Consider the following 19641-nt stretch of genomic DNA (forward strand, 5'->3'; position numbering starts at 1 on the left):
AGTTTAAACAGAAGGCCGTGTCGGATCGGACATTTTACCGATATAAGTCGGTACCCGGCAAATATGCTGATGCACTACATGTTCCGCGCTCTCCGCCGCCCTTCGGGCGCGTCGCGCGCACCCTCCACGCGACTGTGCCCGCCATTAGCTGTGCCTGGACAACGCCGTCCCGCAGCGGCGGGATGCCCGGCCCCCTCCTGAGGGCCGGACAGTTCCGCGATCCCGGCCAACCGGATCAGGTCTCCGTGCAACGGCGCGCGGTGGTCATGGTGGGCCGGGGTCGCGAACCACACGCGACTATCGAGCGCCCACCGCAGCTTTCGAACAAGAGCGGCTTAAGACCAGGCTGTCAGGATCGCGGAATGGCGCAATCCACGGAGCAGGTCGAGTCGGCGGACGGGACACCCATCGTGTTTCACACGCGAGGGGACGGGCCGCCGCTGATGATCGTGCACGGCGCGCTGGTCACCCTCCATACGTATCTGGATCTGGCCGAGCGGCTGGCGTCGGAGTATCGGGTCGTCGTGGTCGAACGGCGGGGTTACCCGCCGAGCGGAAGCGGGCCGGGGCCGGCCGAATTCGCCTCGCAGGCCGACGATCTCGCGGCGGTGCTGGCCGCGGTCGGTGAGCCCGCGTTCGTTTTCGGCCATTCCGCGGGTGGTCTGGTCGCGCTGCATGCCGTGCAGCGGGATGCGTCGATGGTGCGGCGGCTCGCGTTGTACGAGCCGCCGGTCGTGTACGCCGGTCCCCCGTTGCGGCCGACGCTGGAGACGATCCGGCAGCAGATGGCCGAGGGCCGGCCCGCGGACGCGATCGTCGAATTCTTCTCCGCCATCGTCGAACCCAAGCCTCCGCGCTCGGTGCTGCGTTCGCTCGGTGACGCGCTCGCCTTCCGGGCGACCGGCCTGGTCGCGGACCTCGAATGCCTCACCGCCATGGATCCCGACCTCACGGCCTGGTCGGGCATCGACATCCCCACGTTGCTGCTCACCGGCGAGATCACCGACCCGTACGGTACGAAAAGCACCGAGCTGCTCGGCGCCACGCTTCCCGATACCCGGACCATCACCTTGGCCGGGCAGCGGCATCACCCCGAGGACACCGCGGCGGTGGCCGCGGCGCTTCGCGAGTTCTTCGGTCAGGAGACGGAGCCGCGGGGTTCGAGTCCGGCGGCACGGTAGACCTCGTCGATCAGTTCCATATTGATCACCGAATCCGAGGGCGGGGTGAGGTTGGTGTCGGCACCGGCTACCGCGCTCGCGAAGGCGCGCAGCTGGCGGACATAGGTGGCTTCACCGGGGATCCGTTCGCGGCGGGTGACACCGTCGACGGTCACGGTCAGCCGGTGAAAGGCCTGCGGGAGTACATGGTTGAAGACCTTCATGGTTCCGCGTTCACCTTCGACCCGCAGGCCGATCCGCAGCAGCGAACGCGACCACATCGACGCGGTGATGCGGCCTTCCGCGCCGGAGGGAAACCGGAAGTCGGCGGTCATCGCGCGATCCACGCCGGGACTGCGCAGCAAGGCGCGGGCTCCGGTCACCACCGGACGGCCCGGATCGAACAGTCGCATGCTGTGGATGGCGTAGCAGCCCGCGTCCATGGTCGCGCCGCCCGCCAGATCGAGCCGGTAGCGGATGTCGCCGAACTTGGGCAGCGGAAAGCACATCGAGCTTTCCACCCGCCGGATCTCGCCCAGCTCGGTCGCGGCGATCTCCCGCATGCGCTCGGCCAGCGGGTGATACCGGTAATGGAACGCCTCCATGACGGTGAGCCCGGTTCGCCGCGCCTCGTCGGCGACCTGCACGGCTTCGGCGGCATTGGCGGTGAGTGGCTTCTCGCACAAGACATGTCGTCCGGCGGCGAGCGCCTGCAGCGTCCACCGGGCGTGCAGCGAATTCGGCAGGGGGATGTAGACGGCGTCCACCGCCGTCAGCAGATCCGCGTACGAGTCGTGGACCTGCGCGATCCCATGCTTGCGGGCGAAGGCCTCGGCGCGGGTGCGGTCCCGTGCCGCGATCGCGGTGACCTCGACCTCCGGGACCGCCGCGGCGGGACCGATCAATGCGGTGGGTGCGATCGTCGCGGCACCCAGTATCCCTATTCTCAAGACGCTCTTCCCTTTTCGATCGAACTCGACACGGCGGTCCGCGCGGCCGCACTCGACAGCAGGTCCACCGCCGCCGCGATCTGCGCACCCGACATCTCCCGGCCCGGATGCAGCCACAGGTGCGCGTCGACATGACCGTCGACGCCGCGGACAGGCACACCCAGCACGGTCACCTCGGTGGTCTCGTCGCCCTCGGGCGCGACGGGAAAATGCGCCGCGGGCCCAAGCCGGGCAAGCAGCGACAGCACCGCGTCCTGCAGCGGGCCGTCGGCGCTCGACGGTGAGCCGGCGATATCGGCGAGCACATCGCGCAGTTTGGTGGCGGCGGGCGTGAACCGTTCGATCACGTACCCGCGCCGCGAGATCAGATCCAGCGCCCTCCGCAGCTCGTCCCGATCACCGATTCGCCCGTCACCTGTGCCGGGCAGACGATTCAGCCAGTCGTCGCACCCGGCAGGGTCGAACGCGGCGAAGACGATCCCGATCGGCGGCACGTACGGAACACGGCCACCGATCAACTCCGCGGCACCGGCCCCCACGGCGTCGACCAACACGACCGACTCCCCGTCGAGGACCGACACCCCGGCAGTGAATCCCGTAGCGGCGGCAAGGCCGGCCAGCTCCGAGGCGGCCGCCCGGGCCATCGAATACCCCGCCGCGGCGGCCCGCCCGATCGCCAGCATCGCCAGTCCCAGCCTGTAGGTCAGGTCGGTCCTGGTGACCCACCCGGCCTCGACCAGGCTGACCAGGATGGCGTGGCAGGTGGCCGTGGTGATCTCGGCGGCGCGCGCCAGCTCGCTCAGCGAGAACGATCGATCGGGGTGGGCGGCCAGAAAGGACACCATCCGAACCACTCGCCCCGTGGGCGGAGACCCTGTGACAGCAGCAGCGACCACACCGAAATCCTTTCGAATATTCGAAAGCAACAATCGCTATTTCGAATGTCCGATCAGGCTACCCGGCGTGGTTGCAGTTCGCTCGGCAGCGGTGGTGATGTTGCGGACCATGCCTCCGAAGATGGCGGCGTGAAACGGGGCGATGGCGTGCCAATAGAGGTGCCCGGCCAGGCCGTGCGGGTCGAACAGGGCACGCTGGCGGTAGCGTGCTCCGCCGTCCGTGAGCGGGGTGACCGTCAGTTCCAGCCACGCTCGCCCGGGAACCCGCATTTCCGCACGCAACAGGATGCGGTGGCCGCGTTCGAGTCGTTCGACCCGCCACCAGTCCAGGGCTTCACCTTCGCGCAGTCGGTTCGGGTGTCGGCGTCCCCGGTGCAGGCCGGCGCCGCCGAGCAGACGATCGAGCCATCCGCGCAGCGCCCAGGCCAACGGGAACGAATACCAGCCGTTCGTGCCGCCGATCGACTCCAGCACCGACCAGAGGATCGCGGGATCGGCGCCGGTATTCCGTTCCCGCACATCGGAATACGCCGAACCGCCGGACCATTCCGGATCGGTGGGCAGCGGATCGGACGGGGCGTCGGACGGACTGGCATCCGACCATCGGGTCGGGACGTCCAATGCCCGGACACGCTGCAGGGCCAAGCCCACCGCGCGCCGATACGGTGTGAGCCCGCCCGGCGGGTCGGGAATGTGGTCGGCTACCCGACGGTCAGCACACACCACATCGTTGACCAGCGACTCCATCAGCGGAACCGCGATCGCCCGGGGCACCGGGGTCACCAGGTTCACCCACTGGGCCGACAACCACGGCGTGAGCACGGGAACCGGCACGATCAGGCGGTGCGGCAGCTCGGCCACCTCGGCGTACCCGCGCATCATGCCCCGATAGGTAAGTACCTCGGGCCCGCCGATGTCGAAGGCCGCATTGACGCTGTCGGGTAGTCCGGCGGCACCGGTCAAGTAGTGGACGACATCGCGGACCGCGATGGGCTGGATGCGGTTACGCACCCACCGCGGTGTAACCATGACCGGCAGCCGTTCGGTCAGATAGCGCAGCATCTCGAAACTCGCCGAGCCCGAACCGATGATGACCGCCGCGCGCAGCACCACGGTCGGGGTCGCCGAGCGCAACAGGATCTCACCGACCTCGGCACGCGAGGCCAGGTGTCGAGAGAGCGTCTGCCCGGAGGGGGTGATGCCGCCCAGGTAGACGATCCGCGCCAGTCCCGCACGGCCGGCTTCGGCGGCGACCACTTCGGCGGCGTCGCGATCGATTCGCGTGAAATCGGCGCGGGTCAGCGAATGGACGAGGTAGTAGAGCACCTCTCGGCCCGCCAGCGCGGCCCGCACGTCCGCTGCGCACGTGACGTCCCCCCGCAGCACTTCGACGCTGTCGCGCCATGGCACGTCGTCGAGTTTGCCCGGGTCCCTGGCCAGCACCGCGACCGAATGACCGGCTGCCAGCAACTCCGGCACCAGCCTGCCACCGATGTAACCGGTGGCACCGAACACCACACATCGCACGTGATCACCTCCTCCGTCGACGAACAAGCACAAAGAGCGGCTGTCCCGTTCGCGACTTCGACGTTATCATTTAATCGATGCATAATCGATGCACCAGTGGACATGGATTCGGCGACCGCAGAGGGATGCGCGCGCCCGTCGCTCTACGCCTCCCGATTCCGCTGGACGACGATGGACACAATTCGATTCGCTATCGATGCAAACGAGGGTGCATGCGTCCCGGATCGGCACAGCACAGTATCGCCAGGAAGGACACCCATCATGAATCCGAATCCGAACCGACCGCGCCGACTTTCACCGACGATCGTGGTTGCCGCGGCCTTCGCGATCGCGGTCGCCGGGATCGGCGCCGGCGGCCCGGGGCCTGCGCACGCCGACCCGCCGGCGCCGGTCGCCGCACTCGACCTGGGCCGGTATCTCGGCACCTGGTACCAATTGGCCGCGGTACCACAGTATTTCAACCTCGTCTGCGCCAGGGACACGCGCGCGGACTATGTGCTGGACGAACTCGGGGATGTGTCGGTGCACAACTCGTGCACGACGTGGCAGGGCAGCGTGAACGAGATTCGCGGCACGGCCACGGTTACCGATCCGGCGACGAACGCGCAGCTACATGTCAGCTTCCCCGGCGTGCCAACCCAGGACGCGCGCTACGGTCCACCGAACTACATCGTCACAGCACTCGGTGACGACTACACATGGGCTCTGGTCACCGACCCGAACCGCCTGTCGGGATTCGTCCTGTCCCGCACCACCACGCTCGACGACACCCAGTGGCACGATGTCACCGCCGCGATCACCGCGGCGGACGAAAACACCTGCTGGTACCTGACAACTCCGGTCACCGGCGGACTCGACCGGATCGAACCGCTCTGCGCGAGATGACAAACCGACAGTGCCGGCGTTTCATCGGGCCCGAATTGCGAATTCCCGATGCATGATGGCCGCTCGAAGCTACCGTGGATCATGTTCCTACGCTTCATAATCCAGATTCTCATCAATACCTTGGGGCTCACACTCGCGGCGCTGATGGTGAATATCGAAATCATCAGCCCCGCCTCGCAGGGATTCGGCGGCAAGATGATTGCGGCGCTGCTGATTTCGGCGATTTTCGGGCTGGTCACCGGCATTGTCAGGCTCGGGGGCGTGGCACCCCTGATCTTCTACGGGCTCATGCTCTGGCTGGCGGCATGGGTCACTGAAAGTTCCGAATACGGTGCGCGCATCCACGGGTTCTGGAGTGTGTTGTTGGCGGCAATCGTGATGACCGTTGTCCATTGGGCGCTCAGTCGCGATATCAAGGTCACCGTCGGCACTGCCTCCGGCGTCGTTCCGTTTACCGGAGACGGGGACGCCTCCATCGGCGACCTGCTGTCGAAGGAATCCGAGGGGGTTGTCGTCAGGCGGTACGTGAGGTTCTCGCTGGGCGGCAAACGTGGGCGACGCCGCACTGACATCTGATGGGTGGTCGCGTGGAATATGTTGTGCTGCGCCATATTCGATGAACGAAGTCGCACGGGCGACCCAACACCCGGAAGTCAGTCGCCGCCTGCGCAATTACTGATGCTCGCCGCGCTGGGCCGAGGATCGTTAGGATCACGGGATGGGGAGTGACATTGTCGATCGGACATCCGTTGAGGCCGTTCGGCGTTCGGTTGTGCTGGGTGCGGGTGGCGTCGTCGGGGCCGCATGGGAAGCGGGATTGGCCGCTGAATTGCGCCGCCGGGGAATTGATTTGGGTGCGGCCGACTCGATAGTCGGGACGTCCGCGGGCGCGGTTGTCGGGGCCGCGCTGGTAGCGGGGCGGGACCTGGATTCGTTCGCCGACGATCCACGTCCGCCCGGCAGTACGGAACCGCCGCCGGTGGTGAAGCGCGAGTTGGTGGCAGCCGTTTTCTCCGTGTTGTTCGACCGGACGTTGGAGCGCGGTGAGGCGCGGCGCCGGGTGGGGCGCATGGCGATGGCCGAGGAGCCTGCGAAACCGGCGCATATCGAACCGATCGAGTGGCTGGTCGGTGGCAACGACTGGCCGGATCACCGGCTGCGGGTCGCCGTCGTCGACGCGGCCAGTGGTGAACGTCAGGTGTGGGACAAGGGCAGCGGCGTACCGCTGGCTACCGCTGTCGCCGCGAGCCATTCGTTTCCGGGACTCCGCCCGCCCGTCGTCGTCGAAGACCGCTACTACATCGATGGCGGGGTGTGGTCGCCCACCAATGCCGACCTCGTCGCCGACTCGGACGTGCTGCTGGTCGTCGAACCGTTGGCGCACATGTTCCCGCCCGAGCAGAATCGGGCCGAACTAGCGACGACAACGCCTGACACCGTCGTGCGGTTCCGCCCCGACGCAGCCGCGATCGAGGTGTTCAACGCAGCCGCGACCGACGCACTCGGGAGTTGGCCGCGAGCATTCCAGGCGGGCATTCGCCAAGCAGACGACCTGGCACAGCAGTTGATCGACGCGGGCTGGTTGCCGCCGCAGCGTTGATCCCGACTGCCGCACAACCCCGAATACCGCCCTAACGCAGCCACGGTCTCCACCGATAGTCGGTGTGGTCGCCCGTCGACGCGGACCTCACCACACCCGGATCGCGGGCGCCACCCGGTGCAGGTTCTGGATCGCATCGACGTTTACGATCCACCCATCGACCGGGGGACGACGATGCGTAGGAGGGGCATTGCGCACTGATCTGACTCTGCTGCACCGGTTCGTGCTCTCCCAACTGAACTCCATGGGATTGGACCGCTCACGCCTGATCCTGGAATCCGGTGTGCCGGAATGGACATTGACCGGCAATGGCGTGCACGTTCCCAGCGAGACCTTCTGGCGCCTGTGGGAGACCGGCGCGCGGATGCTCGACGATCCTGACGTGGCGTTGCGGGTCGCGAGCCGGTACACACTCAAAGCGACCGGGCTGTACGACTATCTGTTCACCAGCGCACCGACCCTGGGCGAGGGACTGGCGACCTGCGGCCCGTATGTCAGCGCGGTCACCACCAACCACAATTTCAACCTCGTCGACGACGACGCCGGACCGACACTGCGGCTGGATATGGTCGACGGCGCCGACGCCACCCGTGACCACACCCAACTGTGGGGTTTGGCCGCCGTGCTGACCCGAGCTCGCCGCGTCGTCGACGCCCCCTTGGACCCGGTCCGAGTCACCGTGCGCCGCAACGCACCTCGCCGCCTAGACGCCTACCGGGAGGTATTCGGCGACGCCACAATCGAATTCGGCGCCGACACCGATGCGATGACCTTCCGCGTATCCGACCTGGCCCTGCCGCTCACCACCGCCGACCCGGTCCTCGCCGCGGTGCTGCAACCCCTGGCGGACGCGCTCCCCCCGCCCCCGCCCCTGACATCCGCGTGGCCCGAACGGGTCGCGGTGGCAGCGGCCGCCGCCCTCGACGAGGGAGAGGCGTCCTTGGAACGGGTCGCGCGGCGACTCACCACCAGCCCGCGCACCCTGCAGCGCAGGCTCGCGGAGGCCGGCACGACGTGGCGGCGCGAGCTGGACAGAGCGCGCTCGGCTCGTCTCGGCGCGGCGCAGTCGACCGGTCCGCTGAGCCGGGCCAAACAGGCGCAGCTACTGGGGTACGCCGACGAGTCCTCCATGCGCCGGGCCGCGCTGCGCTGGGCGGTCGCCAACAACGCGCACCGCTCGCCGATGCAGCGGTGATCGCTCGGCGGTCGAGGTCGGCCCATCCGGTCGAATAGCTGTCTGTCTGCTCGCAACGGGAGATAGGCTGGACACCGTCGAAAGTGAGTCGGTCATGTTCGGTATTCGCAGCCATACCGTGAGGATTGCGCGCGGCCGATGATCGACGACGCTGCAAGCCGTACCCCCCGTGACCTGGACCTGACGGTAGCGGATGAGTTGCGTGAGCTCGGTTTCGAGAACGCCGAAGAGATCGGTCGCGGCGGCTTCGGTGTGATCTACCGGTGTCGGCAAGCAGGGTTGAATCGCACCGTCTCGGTCAAGGTGCTGACCGGAGACCTGGACGAGGAGAGCCGGGCGCGGTTCGTGTGGGAGCAGCAGGCCATGGGCCGGCTGACCGGGCATCCCAATCTCGTCACCGTGCTGGCCGCCGGAGTCACCGGCGGCGGGCGGCCGTATCTGGCCGTACCGGATTACCCCGTGGACTCGCTGGATGCGCGGATCCGGCAGCGGGGTCCGCTTCCTGTCGATGAGGTGCTGAAGGTCGGGGCCGGGATCGCCCGGGCGCTCGAGAGCGCGCATCAGCTGGGCATCGTGCACGGCGATGTGAAGCCGGGCAATGTTCTCTTCCCGGAATACGGCGTACCCGCCCTGACCGACTTCGGAATCGCGCACATCCGCGGCGGTTTCGAAACGGCTGCCGACACCCTGATGGCGTCACCGGTTTTCACCGCGCCGGAAGTCCTCGAGGGCCACGCTCCCACTCCCGCCGCCGATGTCTACGGGCTCGGCGCCACCTTGTTCTACGCGTTGACCGAGCATGCCGACTCCGAGTCGCGCAGCAGCGAGCGAGGTGCCGCCGAGTTCGCGCACGTCGGCCGAGGGCAGGCGCCGGACCTGCGCGATCGCGGCTTTCCCGCCGACGTGTGCGCCGTCATCGACGCGGCGATGCACCCCGATCCCGAGCAACGGCCTTCCGCAGTGGAACTCGGCGCGACCATCCGGCAGCTACCGCAACGCGGCCGCCACCCGGGTGGCGTAATGGCAGCCCACAGCGATCCCGTCGCCGTCTTCGACCACCTGCCGCAGAACCGTCCGCCGGCCTCGTCGCGAGCCTCAGGGCACGCCCGAAATCTGCTGCCCGAGATGACCAGCTTCATCAACAGGCGCGCCGAGCTGACCGCGCTCAAGCACCAGCTGACCGTATCGAGGCTGGTGACACTGGCCGGGATGGGCGGCGTGGGCAAGACCCGGCTGGCGCTGCGGGCGGCCTCGGCGGCTCAACGCGATTTCGCCGACGGGGTGTGGGCGATCGACCTGGCCGACGTGCGGGACCCCTCACTGGTGGCTCCGATCGTCGCGGCCACGCTGGGAGTGCGGGCGGATTCGGCTCGGCCGGTGCACGACACGCTGATCGAGTATCTGCGATCCAGGGAAGCCCTGCTCGTCGTCGACAACTGCGAACAGGTCGCCGAGCCGATGGCCAGGCTGGCCGAGCGGTTGTTGTCGGCGTGCCCGGGATTGCGGATGCTGGTCACCAGCCGCGAACCGCTCGATATCGGCGGTGAAGTGGTGCAGCGGCTACCGCCGCTGAGCGTTCCCGCCGCCGGCCGCGAGCCGACGCTGCGACAGCTGCGCAAATACGATGCGGTGACGTTGTTCGCTGACCGCGCCGGCGCGGTCGTGCCCGGCTTCGAGTTGACCGAGGAGAACAAGGCCGCGGTGGCCGGGATCTGCGCCCGGTTGGACGGTCTGCCCCTGGCGATCGAACTCGCGGCGGCTCGGATGCGCACGATGTCGCCGGATCAGATTCTGCAGCGGCTCACCGACCGGTTCGCCCTGCTCACCCGGGGCCACCGCACCGCGCCGACCCGGCAGCAGGCCCTGCGGTGGTGTATCGACTGGAGCTATGAGCTGTGCACCCCGGCCGAGCAGCGGCTGTGGGCCCGGTTGTCGGTGTTCACCGGTGGTTTCGAACTCGAAGCCGTCGAGGCGGTGTGCGGCGCCGACGCCGAGGCGGCAGAGCTGCTCGACGTGCTGTCCTGGCTCGTCGACAAATCGGTGGTGATCAGAGAGGAACCCAACGGCGCGGTCCGCTTCCGGATGCTCGACACCGTCCGGGAGTACGGGCAGGACAAGCTGCGGGAGGCCGGTGCGGACCAGGAGCTGCGGTGCCGGCACCGGGACTGGTACCGGCGGCTGGTACTCGACGCCGAGGCGGACTGGATCAGCGACCGGCAATGCGACTGGATGGCCCGGCTCGACCGCGAGCAGGGCAATGTCCGTGCGGCGCTCGAATTCGGCCTGTCCGACCCGACCGAGCAGTCGGCCGAAGCGGCACTGCGCATCAGCGCCGCCTCCCTCACCTTCTGGAGCTTCCGCGGCTTGTTCGGTGAAGGCCGACGCTGGCTCCACCGCGCCCTGGCCCATCCGTGCGCACATTCGACAACCGACCGGGTCCGGGCACTGCACGCCAGCGTCTTCATGGCCACGCGGCAGTGGGACCTCGAGACGGCAGCCGACCTGCTCGCGCAGGGGCGGGTGCTCGCCGAGCGCGAACCCACCCCCATGAATCAAGCCTTGATCGCCTACGCGGAGGGAGATCTGGCCCTCTATCGTGACGAACCCCCACACGCGGTGTCGTGTATCAATCGAGCCATCGAGGTACTGAGCTCCGAACCGCGCTCATGTCTGCACGTCTCCGCGCTGCTGCTGCTCGGCGTGGCATACGCGCAGCAGGGCGACGCCGGACGGGCCGCCGAATGCCATCAGCGGATCCTGTCCATCACCGAGGAGTGCGGCGAATCGCTGTTCCGGTCCACTGCGCTGGGGATGACCGCGATCGCGGCATACGGGCAGGGTGAGAGCTCCCGGGCACAGGAACTGCTGCGGGAATCGCTGCGGCTCAACCGGCGCGCACGCAGCCTGCTCGTCGCGGCGCTCGACCTCGAAGTGCTGGCCTGGGTCGCGGCCGGCACCGACGGCCAGCGAGCCGCCGTGCTGATGGGCGCGGCGGCGAACATGATGCGGACCGCCCCCGGCGTGGCCATCTACTTCCCCCAGATGGTCGAAGCCCACCTCGACTGCGAGCGGGTGGTGCGGGGCGCGCTCGGCGCCGCACGCTTCGACGCGGCATGGCGACGCGGGCGGGAGATGCGCGTCAACGCCGCGGTCGCCTACGCCCTCGACGAAGAACAGCCGGGCGACGCACCCCGCGACGGCGCGGCGACGTTGACCAAACGGGAACGCCAAGTGGCCGACCTCGTCGCCGAAGGGCTCACCAACAAGCAGATCGCGACCCAGCTGGTGATCGCCCTGCGCACGGTGGACGCGCACGTCGAACACATCCTGGCCAAGCTCGGGTTCAACTCTCGCGCCCAGATCGCGGCGTGGATCGTGGATGCGGCCCAGCCCGGACGCTGATCGCGTGCCTCCGCGTTCCGGAGCAAAAATAGGTATGCCCAGTGGCCATTCCACCGTCGTGTAAGTAGTCCGTGCAGACGATGCTGAAAACCGAGAAATCCACCAGCACCGGTCCACGGAGGTTCGGTTCCATGTCCCTATCGACTGCCACGCTCGCAGCGGATGTCAGCGACGACAGCGCACAGTGTGCCGACGACATGTTCGCAATCCGGCGATGCGCCGCCTGCGACAAGTTGTTCGGGCCGTTGATCGCCGCCTGTTCGGCCTGCGCGTCCGACGATCTCGAGTGGGTGCCCTCGTCCGGCGCCGGTTCGATCGTGTCGTCGCGGCGGGTGCACCGCGCGGGTGATCCGCATGGCTTGTCGACGCCGTTGATCATCGCCATCGTCGAACTCGACGAGGGGCCCTGGGTCTACACCTGCCTCGAAGGTGAGGTGCCGCTGATCGGCATCGGGCCGGTGCGGGTGCGCTTCCAGCCGAGTCCCCGTCGGGACGGATTTCCGGTCTTCGAAGTCGCCGATCGTGGGAACCGGATGTTTCGATGACCGCTTTGATGCCGCTCGCGTACGGATACGTGCGCGACGATCTGTTGAGCAACCGCGACCCGCGTGGCTGCGACAAGCTACTGCGAGCAGCCGCCAAATCACTCGGGTACGCGCTCGGCACGGTATTCCACGAGCGGGGAGCGGAGGGCACGACACTGCCCCCGGTGTTCGTCGACCTGGTCCAGGAATGCCGGCGGGCCAGAGCCTGCACCGTGCTGACGCTCCCCGGACACCTGTCGGGCGCGTCCGTGTGCCATCGAGTCCTGCTCGCGATCCTCGAGGCCCGAGCCGAAGCCGCAATCCAGGAGGTCCGCCCATGAGCACCGTCTCCACGCCGTCGATGCCGGTGGCGCTGCTGTTGATCGCCGGGTATCGAGTCCTGCAGATCAGCGAAGCGGCCTACTACCGGTCGCGCACCCGGATCAGAAGCCGAGACCGGTATGGATTCGATCGAGCAGTTCGACGGTCCGGAAGGGTTTAGGCAGATACCCTGACGCGCCCGCGTCGATCGCGAGGCCCACGAGGTCGGGATCGGTTTCGGTGGACACGATCAGGATCGGCACCGACGAGGTCGCCCGCAGACGCAGGCAGAACTCGGGTCCGGAGAGGTCCGGCAGTATCAGATCCATCAGCACCAGATCGGGTTTCCAGCTGCCGATGGTGGTGAGCGCCTGGGTGGCCGTCGAGACATGCAGGGCGTCGTAACCGGCCGCGGCCAAGACCAACTGTTCCATCTCGGCGGTCGCGGCATGTTGTTCGACGACCAGCACTCGCGCTGCCGGATGAGCCGAATCCCGTACACCGATCAGCGGTCGGCCGGCTCTGATTGTCGAGAGTTGATGAAGATTCATGGGCGTTTCCCTTGCTGACCGGATTCCCCGACCCGGTGTGACCCGCCCTACAGTGCCGGACGGAACTCGACGCTAAGCCGAACAGCAACCGATCAGCAATACCTACAAGCTATGCAATGTCTGATTCATCACGATCGTCACGTTCCCGTGATCTCAGGGCTCGAAGCCCGGTCACACCGTGACCATATCGTGAGCAAACAGCCACATGGAGTTCACCGGGGCAACGATCGCACCCCGTCATAGCGCCGGTGACCTGCGGCAACCGCCCGTTACCAAGCTCAGAGCTTGTAGCCGATGGCACGCAGCAGTTGGTGCCGGTCGGCCCGGTCGGTCTCGGTTTCGATCCCGAGGGGTGGCGCACCGTCGACCACGCCGACGATGCCGCGCCCGAGCGAAGTCTCGGCAATGAGGACTTCGACGGGGTTGGCGGTGGCGCAGAAAATGGTGCAGAGCTCGGGGACGTGGCGGATCGCGTTGAGAACGTTGACGGGGTAGCCGTCGCGGAGGAAGACGATGAACGAGTGGCCCGCGGCGACGGCTGTCGCGTTCTTCGTAGCGAGGTCGACCAGGCTGTCGTCGTTTCCCGACCAGCGGATCAGGCGAGGGCCGGAGGCTTCGCAGAAGGCCAGCCCGAAGCGGAGTTGCGGGCCGGTGCCGACGAGGGCCTCGTGCAGGTCCTCGACGGTCTTGATGAAGTGGGATTGCCCGATGATGACATTGAGCTCATCGGGATTCTCGATGGGCACCGCTGTCAGTTCCATGGGGCTATCGTCCCTCGCCACGCTGCCGGGGAACAGCCCGGGGAGCTATCGGCGCGGCTTTTCGGTGCGCCCCGTCACGACGTGCCCGCCCTCATCGATCGGTGGGATGCTCCCGCGCAGCCCCGGAAAGTGAGGGCTCCCGCCCGCCGACGCGCAGGCCGTCCACGACGTAATGTTCGAAAACACTTACAGCGGAACGGATCACGTCATGGACACCCCACCACCGCAGCCCACCGATGATGACTACTGGAAGCCGCAGGCGCCCGGCGCGATTCCCCCGCCGCCACCTGAATACCTCCAGGGCAGTGGCGAATACATCCCGCAATTCGACTATCCCGAGCAGCCGGTGCGGCCACCGGCGCCACGGTACCAGCCCTATACCCACATTCCGGCGAACCCGCCACCGGAGGGCAAAGGGCTGGCGATCACGGCCCTGATCTTCGCTGTGCTGTCACTCGGGGTGCCGTGCCTGTTCGGTTGGACCGGAATTTTCCTCGGGCTCACGGCCGCGGAAAAGGGACATCCGCTCGGCAAGGTGGCGATCTGGACGTCCATCGTCTGCATGTTCATCGGGTTCGTACTGGCAGCCCTGTTGACCAAGTACTGGCTGTAGCGAAGGCGTTTCCGGGCTGGGCGAGACCGATGCGTTCATCCACCATCGTTTTGCCACTCCCCCGCCCACTGCGTCAGCGGTGCGAGCCGCTCGACGAGCGTGCGCCCGGCGGGGGTCAGCCGGTACCCCTCCGCATGTTCGACCAGGCGTGCCTCGGTGAGCTCGGACAGCCGGCGGGTCAGCACGCTCGAGGAGAGGTCGCCGCACGCGGTGCGCAGTTCGCGGAAGGTGAGCGGGCCCGGGGCCCGATCGAGTTCCCAGATCACCCGAAGCACCCAGCGCCGCCCGAGCAGATCGAACAGGGCCATGATCGGGCGCCCGGTGGTCGATCCGCGCACCGGGCGTCCCGGCCGTGGCGGTTCGGCGGCCACGCTCACACCTCTTGCGGCGGGGGTGAATCTTCCAGTCGCCGTGCCATTTCCGCGATGGCCGCGCGCAGCGCCCGATATGGCCGGAGGAACAAAGTTACGTGGGTCAAGCCGCCGGTCTCGGAGAGCTCTTCCCGCAGCACCCCCTCGAGGTCATTGTCGGCGAAACGCGCGGTGAAGGCGAACACCCCCTGCTGCCCGTCGGTCCACTGCCGGGTCTGCTGCACCGAGTCGAGCACTGTCGCGATCGTGGCCAGCAAGTGTGCCGCGCGAGCCCGGCCGTGATAGTCGGCGACCGGGCTCGAGAAGGTCGCCTCCTCGGCGAGCAAGGCCGGCAGTTGTGTGGCGTCTTTCGACTGCCACACCTGCAGTACGCGACTTTCGATCATGCCTCTATTTTAGAGGCAGACTGGGGTCCGGACCAGTCCCCGCGTAGCTTCTCGAGTATGGAAAACGAGGGACCCAGCCGGACAGCGCTCGTGACCGCCTACGCCCGGGCCTATCATCAAATTGCTGACCGGCCAAGGATTCTCACCGATCCGCTGGCGGCGCGCCTGCTGGGTGTCACGGTGGATGAGCTGGCCGAATTCGGCCGGCCCGCGGAGGACAGCGGTGCCGACCTGGGAATCCTGCGACTGGGTGTCAGTGATCGGCCGCGCCGCCTGTTCTTCGCCGCGCGTGCCCGTTTCGCCGAGGATCGTGTGGCCGAGGCCGTCGCCGCCGGCGTGCGGCAGGTCGTGATCCTCGGCGCGGGCCTGGATACCTTCGCCTACCGCAACCCGCATCCTGACCTGCGTGTGTTCGAGGTCGACCATCCCGCCACCCAAGCGTGGAAACACCAACGCCTCGCCGCATCCGGCATCGACCAGCCCGAGCGGTTGACCTTCGTCCCGGTCGACTTCGAAACCGACACGCTGGCACAACGATTGGCGGCCGCCGGATTCAGCCGCACCGATCCGGCCGTATTCGTATGGCTCGGTGTCGTCTTCTATCTGACCCCGGACGCCGCCCGCACCACCCTCGAATACATTGCCGGTCAATCCGAACCGGTCGAGGTGATCTTCGACTACCTGCGGTCGGCGGACACCGACGAGGATCGTGCACAACTGCAGGCGCGCGCACATCGAGCGGCAGCCGTCGGCGAACCCTGGTTCAGCTACTTCACTCCCGACGACATCGCCGCACAGCTGCACGCTCTCGGCTTCACCGACGTCGAGGACCACTCCGCAGCAGACCTCATCGCCGGATACCTCGATGGCTCCACGGAATTCGATGGCGAACCACCGCAGGCACTGCACCCGGTCCGCATCCTACGGGCGAGCCGCTGAAGGGGGCCGACTCCTACGGTGAAGGGCTGGTCTCGTGGTCGCCGGCCCCTGGCTGGGTCTGCCGGATGCCTCGCCAGCCGAGCGGAAGTTGGACGCGCCCTGCCCGGATATCGCTGATGAGGTGCGCGTAGCCATCACGAACTTCGCCGAGGTGAACCCATGCCGAGTGTCGAAGGTCCTCGCAGTCACTGTGCAGCACCGTCCACCACGCTTCGGCGTAGGTCTTGGCCACGTGACTGATCACCTCGCCGAAGGTGTGGGTGTGGCGGCGGGCGCACCGGCTGTGGCGCACCGAGGACGCGGCCCAAGAATTGATCTTGTCGATGACCTTCGCGATATCGGCGCACAAAGCCGCCTCGGTGACCTCCGGAGCGTGCCGCAGCGGATTCAGAACCGCCGAAATCAACGCGGCGTGCAGATCGCCGAGCTCTCTCGCCCACGTGATCAGCGGGAACGGTTCGGCGAGCCGCCCGGCGATCGCAGCCAAGAGTTGCTCGGGTGACAACAGAGATTCGGAATCTGTCGCCGGATCCTCGAATGCCGCTACACCCGCATTCATAGGTGCCCACCGGTGGGGCTATCGGAAGCGCCGGTCATGCGATGCATTCGAACGCTCGACGCTCATTGAGGGCTTCGATGAGATAGGCGTACTGATACATGGGCGAAAGGTCAACTTTTCGAGATGAATGGTTGATGTCGAGAACGCGCCGCTGCGACTCGGGGCATAATGCTAATACTGACTGCGCACTCAGTCAACGACAGTTCGCGCGGTCGATCGGTTCTCAGGGGTGTCGGAGCAGTTGGACGAAGAGGGGCGGGATCGATGAATGGACGTGTGGCGGGACCGGGCAAGTCGGCCGCGATTCTCGATATTTTCACGCGCCATGTCGCCGAAAAAGGCTACGACGGAACCAGTTTCAGCGATGTAGCACGCGAGCTCGGTATCTCACAGGGCTTGATCGTGCACCATTACGGCACCAAGGCGCGGCTACTGGAAGCCCTGCATGTTTCCTATATGCGACGCCGTGTCGACGAGGCGGAACGAATCGTTGCGGCCTTCTCGACACCACCCGAGCAGCTGGCCGGGCTGTTGCACGCAGCCATGCTGTACCAGGTACACGACCGGAACCGGACCGTCGCATTCCAGCGAGAGGTCGCCCGACTCGGACAGGAAGAGGAGGATTCCGAGGGGCGCAAGCTGCGTAGGTATTACATCGGAATCCTGCGCGGCGTGCTCGAGGCGGGCATCGCATCCGGCGACTTCCATCCCGTCGACACCAGCATCCGGAGCCTGCTCATCTTCGGCGCCGCGCAGTGGGCGTGGACGTGGTTCGAACCGGGCGGCCGCAATTCCGCCGAACAGGTCGGTGCCGAACTGGTAGATCTCACTCTCGGATCGCTATTGCAGAGCAGGGCGTCCTTACCGCGCCTGCGCGATCCCGAAGGCCACCTCATCGCAACGGTAATCAACATCATCACCGCATAGGAGTGCCATTTCATCTGAAGCTGAACTGGCAAGCCAATTGTCGAGGGCCGGAAAGCATTGTGCGCCCGCGTGATTGGTTGAGAGAGGACACTGGGCGACCGCTACACGTGTTCGACGAACTCTTCTGGCGGAGAGTCCATGTCGGCCAGGGGGATGCGCTCGATCGGCGACCGTGCCGGCGATCTCGCACCCATCCCCTCGGGCAGATACGGTGCTGCCATGGAATCGAAGCTGGGCACTGGTGACGAATGCGAACTGCCCGCCACCGCATCCGTATGGCTCACCGACGACCCGCAACCCGGGTTGGTTCTGGTCGAGTTGACCGATGCCAACGGCCGACCTCACCAACTGGTCGATAAGAGCGCCATCTTCGGCAGCGATCTGCTGCCGACCTCGACCTACCCACGCCCCACTGCCATCCGGTGCACGATCGAAGACATCAAGGGCGAAATCGCAACGGTCAGCGTGCACTGGGTGTTCAGCCGCGTCACCGACATGCCGTTCACCTTCGACGTTCGGCTGGATACGCTCGGTCCGGTTGCCGCCGGCTGAGTCATTGCCCAGCGGCATACCAGTCCGGTGCCGGTTTGACCGACTGCAGCAGACCCCAATCGACATGGGCGAAATAGGCACAGCTGCAACGAGAGTCGGGATCGACTGCCGTGAAGGCCAGCACGTCGCCAACTGAACCAAACCCGTCGACGAAGTCAACCGGACCCAGACCGGAGTCCCGCAACTCCTCGGACGTGCACGACCAGGGAGTCAGGTCTGCGACCGAGTCCAGCCGAGGCCGAGGCGACTCGGATCTGCGATGCAACCGCCTGAAGACCTGGCGACGGTCCCGACCTACCTCCACGAACTCGATCTGCAGACCCGGCCAGAACGATAGATCCCACCGGGCGTGTCGCAAATTGGATTCGGACTGGGGTTCCTCCGAAGCTGGTGCACCCCAAGCCGATACATACTCCTCGATCGAGGTGAAGTTGTTCGTAGCATCGGCATACCACCACCTTTTCTCGGCGATCGCAGCGTCGTCGAGAGTCGCGCCGACTCGCTCCAGCAGATCCGCAGCTTGAGCAGGAGCGCTCTTGCACATCGCGTGCAGCATCGACAATTGATAGTCATACAACGTCGTCACAGGTCCGCCGCTCATCGTCCCTCCCCGTCGGCACAATCCGCCTCGAACGTACCAGGAGCCGAAACACACTGTCTGCCCTGCATATTGCGCTGAGCCGTACCAGCACCACTCGCGTGATGAGATGGACCGGTGGTACAGGAAAACTCCGATCGCCCGACCTCCGGCGAACGGCAATTGACAGAGACAGGTCACATGGTGGCCGATCCGAACGATCTCACCGAGCGTGAGTTCATCGCACTCTTCGCTAGGCGCAGTGGCATGTACGTCGGCCGCCCCGACGTGCGTGGCGTCACTAGCTTCCTGACCGGCTACGACACAGCCGCCCACCGGTACGGTAGACCGATTCTCGACGGCTTCCGAGAGTGGTTGATAACCAACTACATTGGTCAGCACAGCAGCTTCGGCTGGCCTTCGTTGATCGAGTCTATCGCGTTACCGGAGCGGGATTTCGCAGCTGCCCTTACGCCGGAGCAAGAAGCGCGTGTTCTCGAGATCCTGTTCGACCTCCTCGACAAGTTCATGGCAGAGCGCGAAACCATCACGTAGAACATCGGAAGACGCTCTGACCCACAGGACCAGCGTCGCACCTACTTTCGGTTCACCGCCCAGGGCTTTGAAGCCGCAGTGCGAGTTGTTGATTCGAACCCCTGACCGTGCATACGCCAAGCGTGCTCGAGCGGATGTGGACGCGAACGGTCGCTGCCAATCTCGGGTTGGCTGGTTCCCCTTGGGCAGCATCGACTACCGCAGACACAGGTGTGATGGCACGCACGGACAGCCCATCGTAAGGGCGCCGCTGTACAGCGGTATCAGTACCGGGCAGGCGGAGACAGTCACGTCCGCCTAAGGCCGCGACCATCTGGTTCTGAACCGTTGCCGCTTCCAGCGCATCAAGCAGCGCCTGGCCGCGTGCCGTTGGCCGCTGTGGCGTTGGGC

At 66.5% G+C, this 19641-nt stretch carries 22 protein-coding genes; 13 read left to right on the top strand and 9 right to left on the bottom strand.

Going from position 1 to position 19641, the window contains the following annotated elements; genetic code table 11:
- Nucleotides 1-362: 362 nt before the first annotated feature.
- Nucleotides 363-1181 carry an alpha/beta fold hydrolase gene (locus ACYVKL_RS05545; protein ID WP_379173993.1) on the top strand — a complete coding sequence of 273 codons (819 nt, stop codon included), beginning with the start codon at nt 363-365 and terminating at the stop codon, nt 1179-1181.
- On the opposite strand, the gene ACYVKL_RS05550 is transcribed toward ACYVKL_RS05545, so the two are convergent.
- The 3 genes from ACYVKL_RS05550 to ACYVKL_RS05560 are packed head-to-tail and all read right to left on the bottom strand — an operon-like array spanning nt 1139 to nt 4533.
- Nucleotides 1139-2110 carry a Gfo/Idh/MocA family protein gene (locus ACYVKL_RS05550; RefSeq protein WP_379173994.1) on the bottom strand — a complete coding sequence of 324 codons (972 nt, stop codon included), beginning with the start codon at nt 2108-2110 and terminating at the stop codon, nt 1139-1141. The genes ACYVKL_RS05545 and ACYVKL_RS05550 overlap by 43 nt on opposite strands.
- The gene (locus ACYVKL_RS05555) at nt 2107-3006 is read right to left on the bottom strand and encodes an IclR family transcriptional regulator (RefSeq protein WP_379173995.1); all 900 of its coding nucleotides are present in this window, start codon (nt 3004-3006) and stop codon (nt 2107-2109) included. Before ACYVKL_RS05555 ends, ACYVKL_RS05550 begins: the two co-directional genes overlap by 4 nt.
- Before the next feature lie 36 nt (nt 3007-3042).
- Complete coding sequence (locus ACYVKL_RS05560; RefSeq protein WP_379173996.1) at nt 3043-4533, bottom strand: SDR family oxidoreductase; 1491 nt, start codon at nt 4531-4533, stop codon at nt 3043-3045.
- Between ACYVKL_RS05560 and ACYVKL_RS05565 the strand changes: the two genes are divergently transcribed.
- The 7 genes from ACYVKL_RS05565 to ACYVKL_RS05595 all read left to right on the top strand — a co-directional run bounded on the left by ACYVKL_RS05565 (nt 4534) and on the right by ACYVKL_RS05595 (nt 12480).
- Nucleotides 4534-5418 carry a lipocalin family protein gene (locus ACYVKL_RS05565; RefSeq protein WP_379173997.1) on the top strand — a complete coding sequence of 295 codons (885 nt, stop codon included), beginning with the start codon at nt 4534-4536 and terminating at the stop codon, nt 5416-5418.
- Nucleotides 5419-5499: 81 nt separating this feature from the next.
- Nucleotides 5500-5994 (top strand): phage holin family protein, encoded by a 495-nt coding sequence (locus tag ACYVKL_RS05570; protein WP_379173998.1) that lies wholly within the window; start codon nt 5500-5502, stop codon nt 5992-5994.
- A gap of 142 nt (nt 5995-6136) precedes the next feature.
- A complete protein-coding gene (locus ACYVKL_RS05575) occupies nt 6137-7018 on the top strand; it encodes a patatin-like phospholipase family protein (RefSeq protein ID WP_379173999.1) in 882 nt (293 codons plus the stop codon).
- Nucleotides 7019-7208: 190 nt separating this feature from the next.
- The gene (locus ACYVKL_RS05580) at nt 7209-8213 is read left to right on the top strand and encodes an AraC family transcriptional regulator ligand-binding domain-containing protein (protein ID WP_379174000.1); all 1005 of its coding nucleotides are present in this window, start codon (nt 7209-7211) and stop codon (nt 8211-8213) included.
- A 138-nt stretch (nt 8214-8351) separates the two neighbouring features.
- Nucleotides 8352-11615: a protein kinase domain-containing protein gene (locus ACYVKL_RS05585; protein WP_379174001.1), complete on the top strand. Its 3264-nt coding sequence runs from the start codon at nt 8352-8354 to the stop codon at nt 11613-11615.
- Between the two features lie 131 nt (nt 11616-11746).
- A complete protein-coding gene (locus ACYVKL_RS05590) occupies nt 11747-12160 on the top strand; it encodes a Zn-ribbon domain-containing OB-fold protein (RefSeq protein ID WP_379174003.1) in 414 nt (137 codons plus the stop codon).
- Complete coding sequence (locus tag ACYVKL_RS05595) at nt 12157-12480, top strand: hypothetical protein (RefSeq protein ID WP_379174005.1); 324 nt, start codon at nt 12157-12159, stop codon at nt 12478-12480. The genes ACYVKL_RS05590 and ACYVKL_RS05595 overlap by 4 nt, the downstream gene beginning before the upstream one ends.
- Nucleotides 12481-12582: 102 nt before the next feature.
- On the opposite strand, the gene ACYVKL_RS05600 is transcribed toward ACYVKL_RS05595, so the two are convergent.
- Together ACYVKL_RS05600 and ACYVKL_RS05605 are read right to left on the bottom strand one after the other, a co-directional pair.
- A complete protein-coding gene (locus ACYVKL_RS05600) occupies nt 12583-13011 on the bottom strand; it encodes a response regulator transcription factor (protein ID WP_379174006.1) in 429 nt (142 codons plus the stop codon).
- 278 nt (nt 13012-13289) lie between these two features.
- Entirely contained in the window at nt 13290-13772 is a 483-nt protein-coding gene (locus ACYVKL_RS05605; RefSeq protein WP_379174007.1) for an adenosine-specific kinase, read from the bottom strand.
- Nucleotides 13773-13980: 208 nt separating this feature from the next.
- On the opposite strand from ACYVKL_RS05605, the gene ACYVKL_RS05610 reads away from it, so the two are divergent.
- The gene (locus ACYVKL_RS05610; protein ID WP_379174008.1) at nt 13981-14385 is read left to right on the top strand and encodes a DUF4190 domain-containing protein; all 405 of its coding nucleotides are present in this window, start codon (nt 13981-13983) and stop codon (nt 14383-14385) included.
- A 35-nt stretch (nt 14386-14420) separates the two neighbouring features.
- Here the strand turns inward: ACYVKL_RS05610 and ACYVKL_RS05615 are convergent, their stop codons facing one another.
- Entirely contained in the window at nt 14421-14756 is a 336-nt protein-coding gene (locus ACYVKL_RS05615) for a winged helix-turn-helix transcriptional regulator (protein WP_379174009.1), read from the bottom strand.
- A gap of 2 nt (nt 14757-14758) precedes the next feature.
- Nucleotides 14759-15142 carry a nuclear transport factor 2 family protein gene (locus tag ACYVKL_RS05620; RefSeq protein ID WP_379174010.1) on the bottom strand — a complete coding sequence of 128 codons (384 nt, stop codon included), beginning with the start codon at nt 15140-15142 and terminating at the stop codon, nt 14759-14761.
- 57 nt (nt 15143-15199) lie between these two features.
- Here ACYVKL_RS05620 and ACYVKL_RS05625 point away from each other — a divergent pair, with 57 nt between their 5' ends.
- Nucleotides 15200-16081 carry a class I SAM-dependent methyltransferase gene (locus tag ACYVKL_RS05625; RefSeq protein ID WP_379174011.1) on the top strand — a complete coding sequence of 294 codons (882 nt, stop codon included), beginning with the start codon at nt 15200-15202 and terminating at the stop codon, nt 16079-16081.
- Nucleotides 16082-16094: 13 nt separating this feature from the next.
- Here the strand turns inward: ACYVKL_RS05625 and ACYVKL_RS05630 are convergent, their stop codons facing one another.
- The gene (locus ACYVKL_RS05630) at nt 16095-16640 is read right to left on the bottom strand and encodes a hypothetical protein (protein WP_379174012.1); all 546 of its coding nucleotides are present in this window, start codon (nt 16638-16640) and stop codon (nt 16095-16097) included.
- A gap of 264 nt (nt 16641-16904) precedes the next feature.
- Between ACYVKL_RS05630 and ACYVKL_RS05635 the strand changes: the two genes are divergently transcribed.
- A complete protein-coding gene (locus ACYVKL_RS05635) occupies nt 16905-17567 on the top strand; it encodes a TetR/AcrR family transcriptional regulator (RefSeq protein ID WP_379174013.1) in 663 nt (220 codons plus the stop codon).
- Between the two features lie 219 nt (nt 17568-17786).
- Entirely contained in the window at nt 17787-18119 is a 333-nt protein-coding gene (locus ACYVKL_RS05640) for a hypothetical protein (protein ID WP_379174014.1), read from the top strand.
- Nucleotide 18120: 1 nt separating this feature from the next.
- Here the strand turns inward: ACYVKL_RS05640 and ACYVKL_RS05645 are convergent, their stop codons facing one another.
- Nucleotides 18121-18720, bottom strand: coding sequence for a hypothetical protein (locus tag ACYVKL_RS05645; protein WP_379174015.1), 600 nt, complete (start codon nt 18718-18720; stop codon nt 18121-18123).
- Between the two features lie 114 nt (nt 18721-18834).
- Between ACYVKL_RS05645 and ACYVKL_RS05650 the strand changes: the two genes are divergently transcribed.
- On the top strand, nt 18835-19251 hold the full coding sequence (locus ACYVKL_RS05650; RefSeq protein ID WP_460771257.1) for a hypothetical protein: 417 nt from the start codon (nt 18835-18837) through the stop codon (nt 19249-19251).
- Nucleotides 19252-19641 lie beyond the last annotated feature (390 nt).

This window comes from Nocardia tengchongensis, assembly GCF_054781395.1.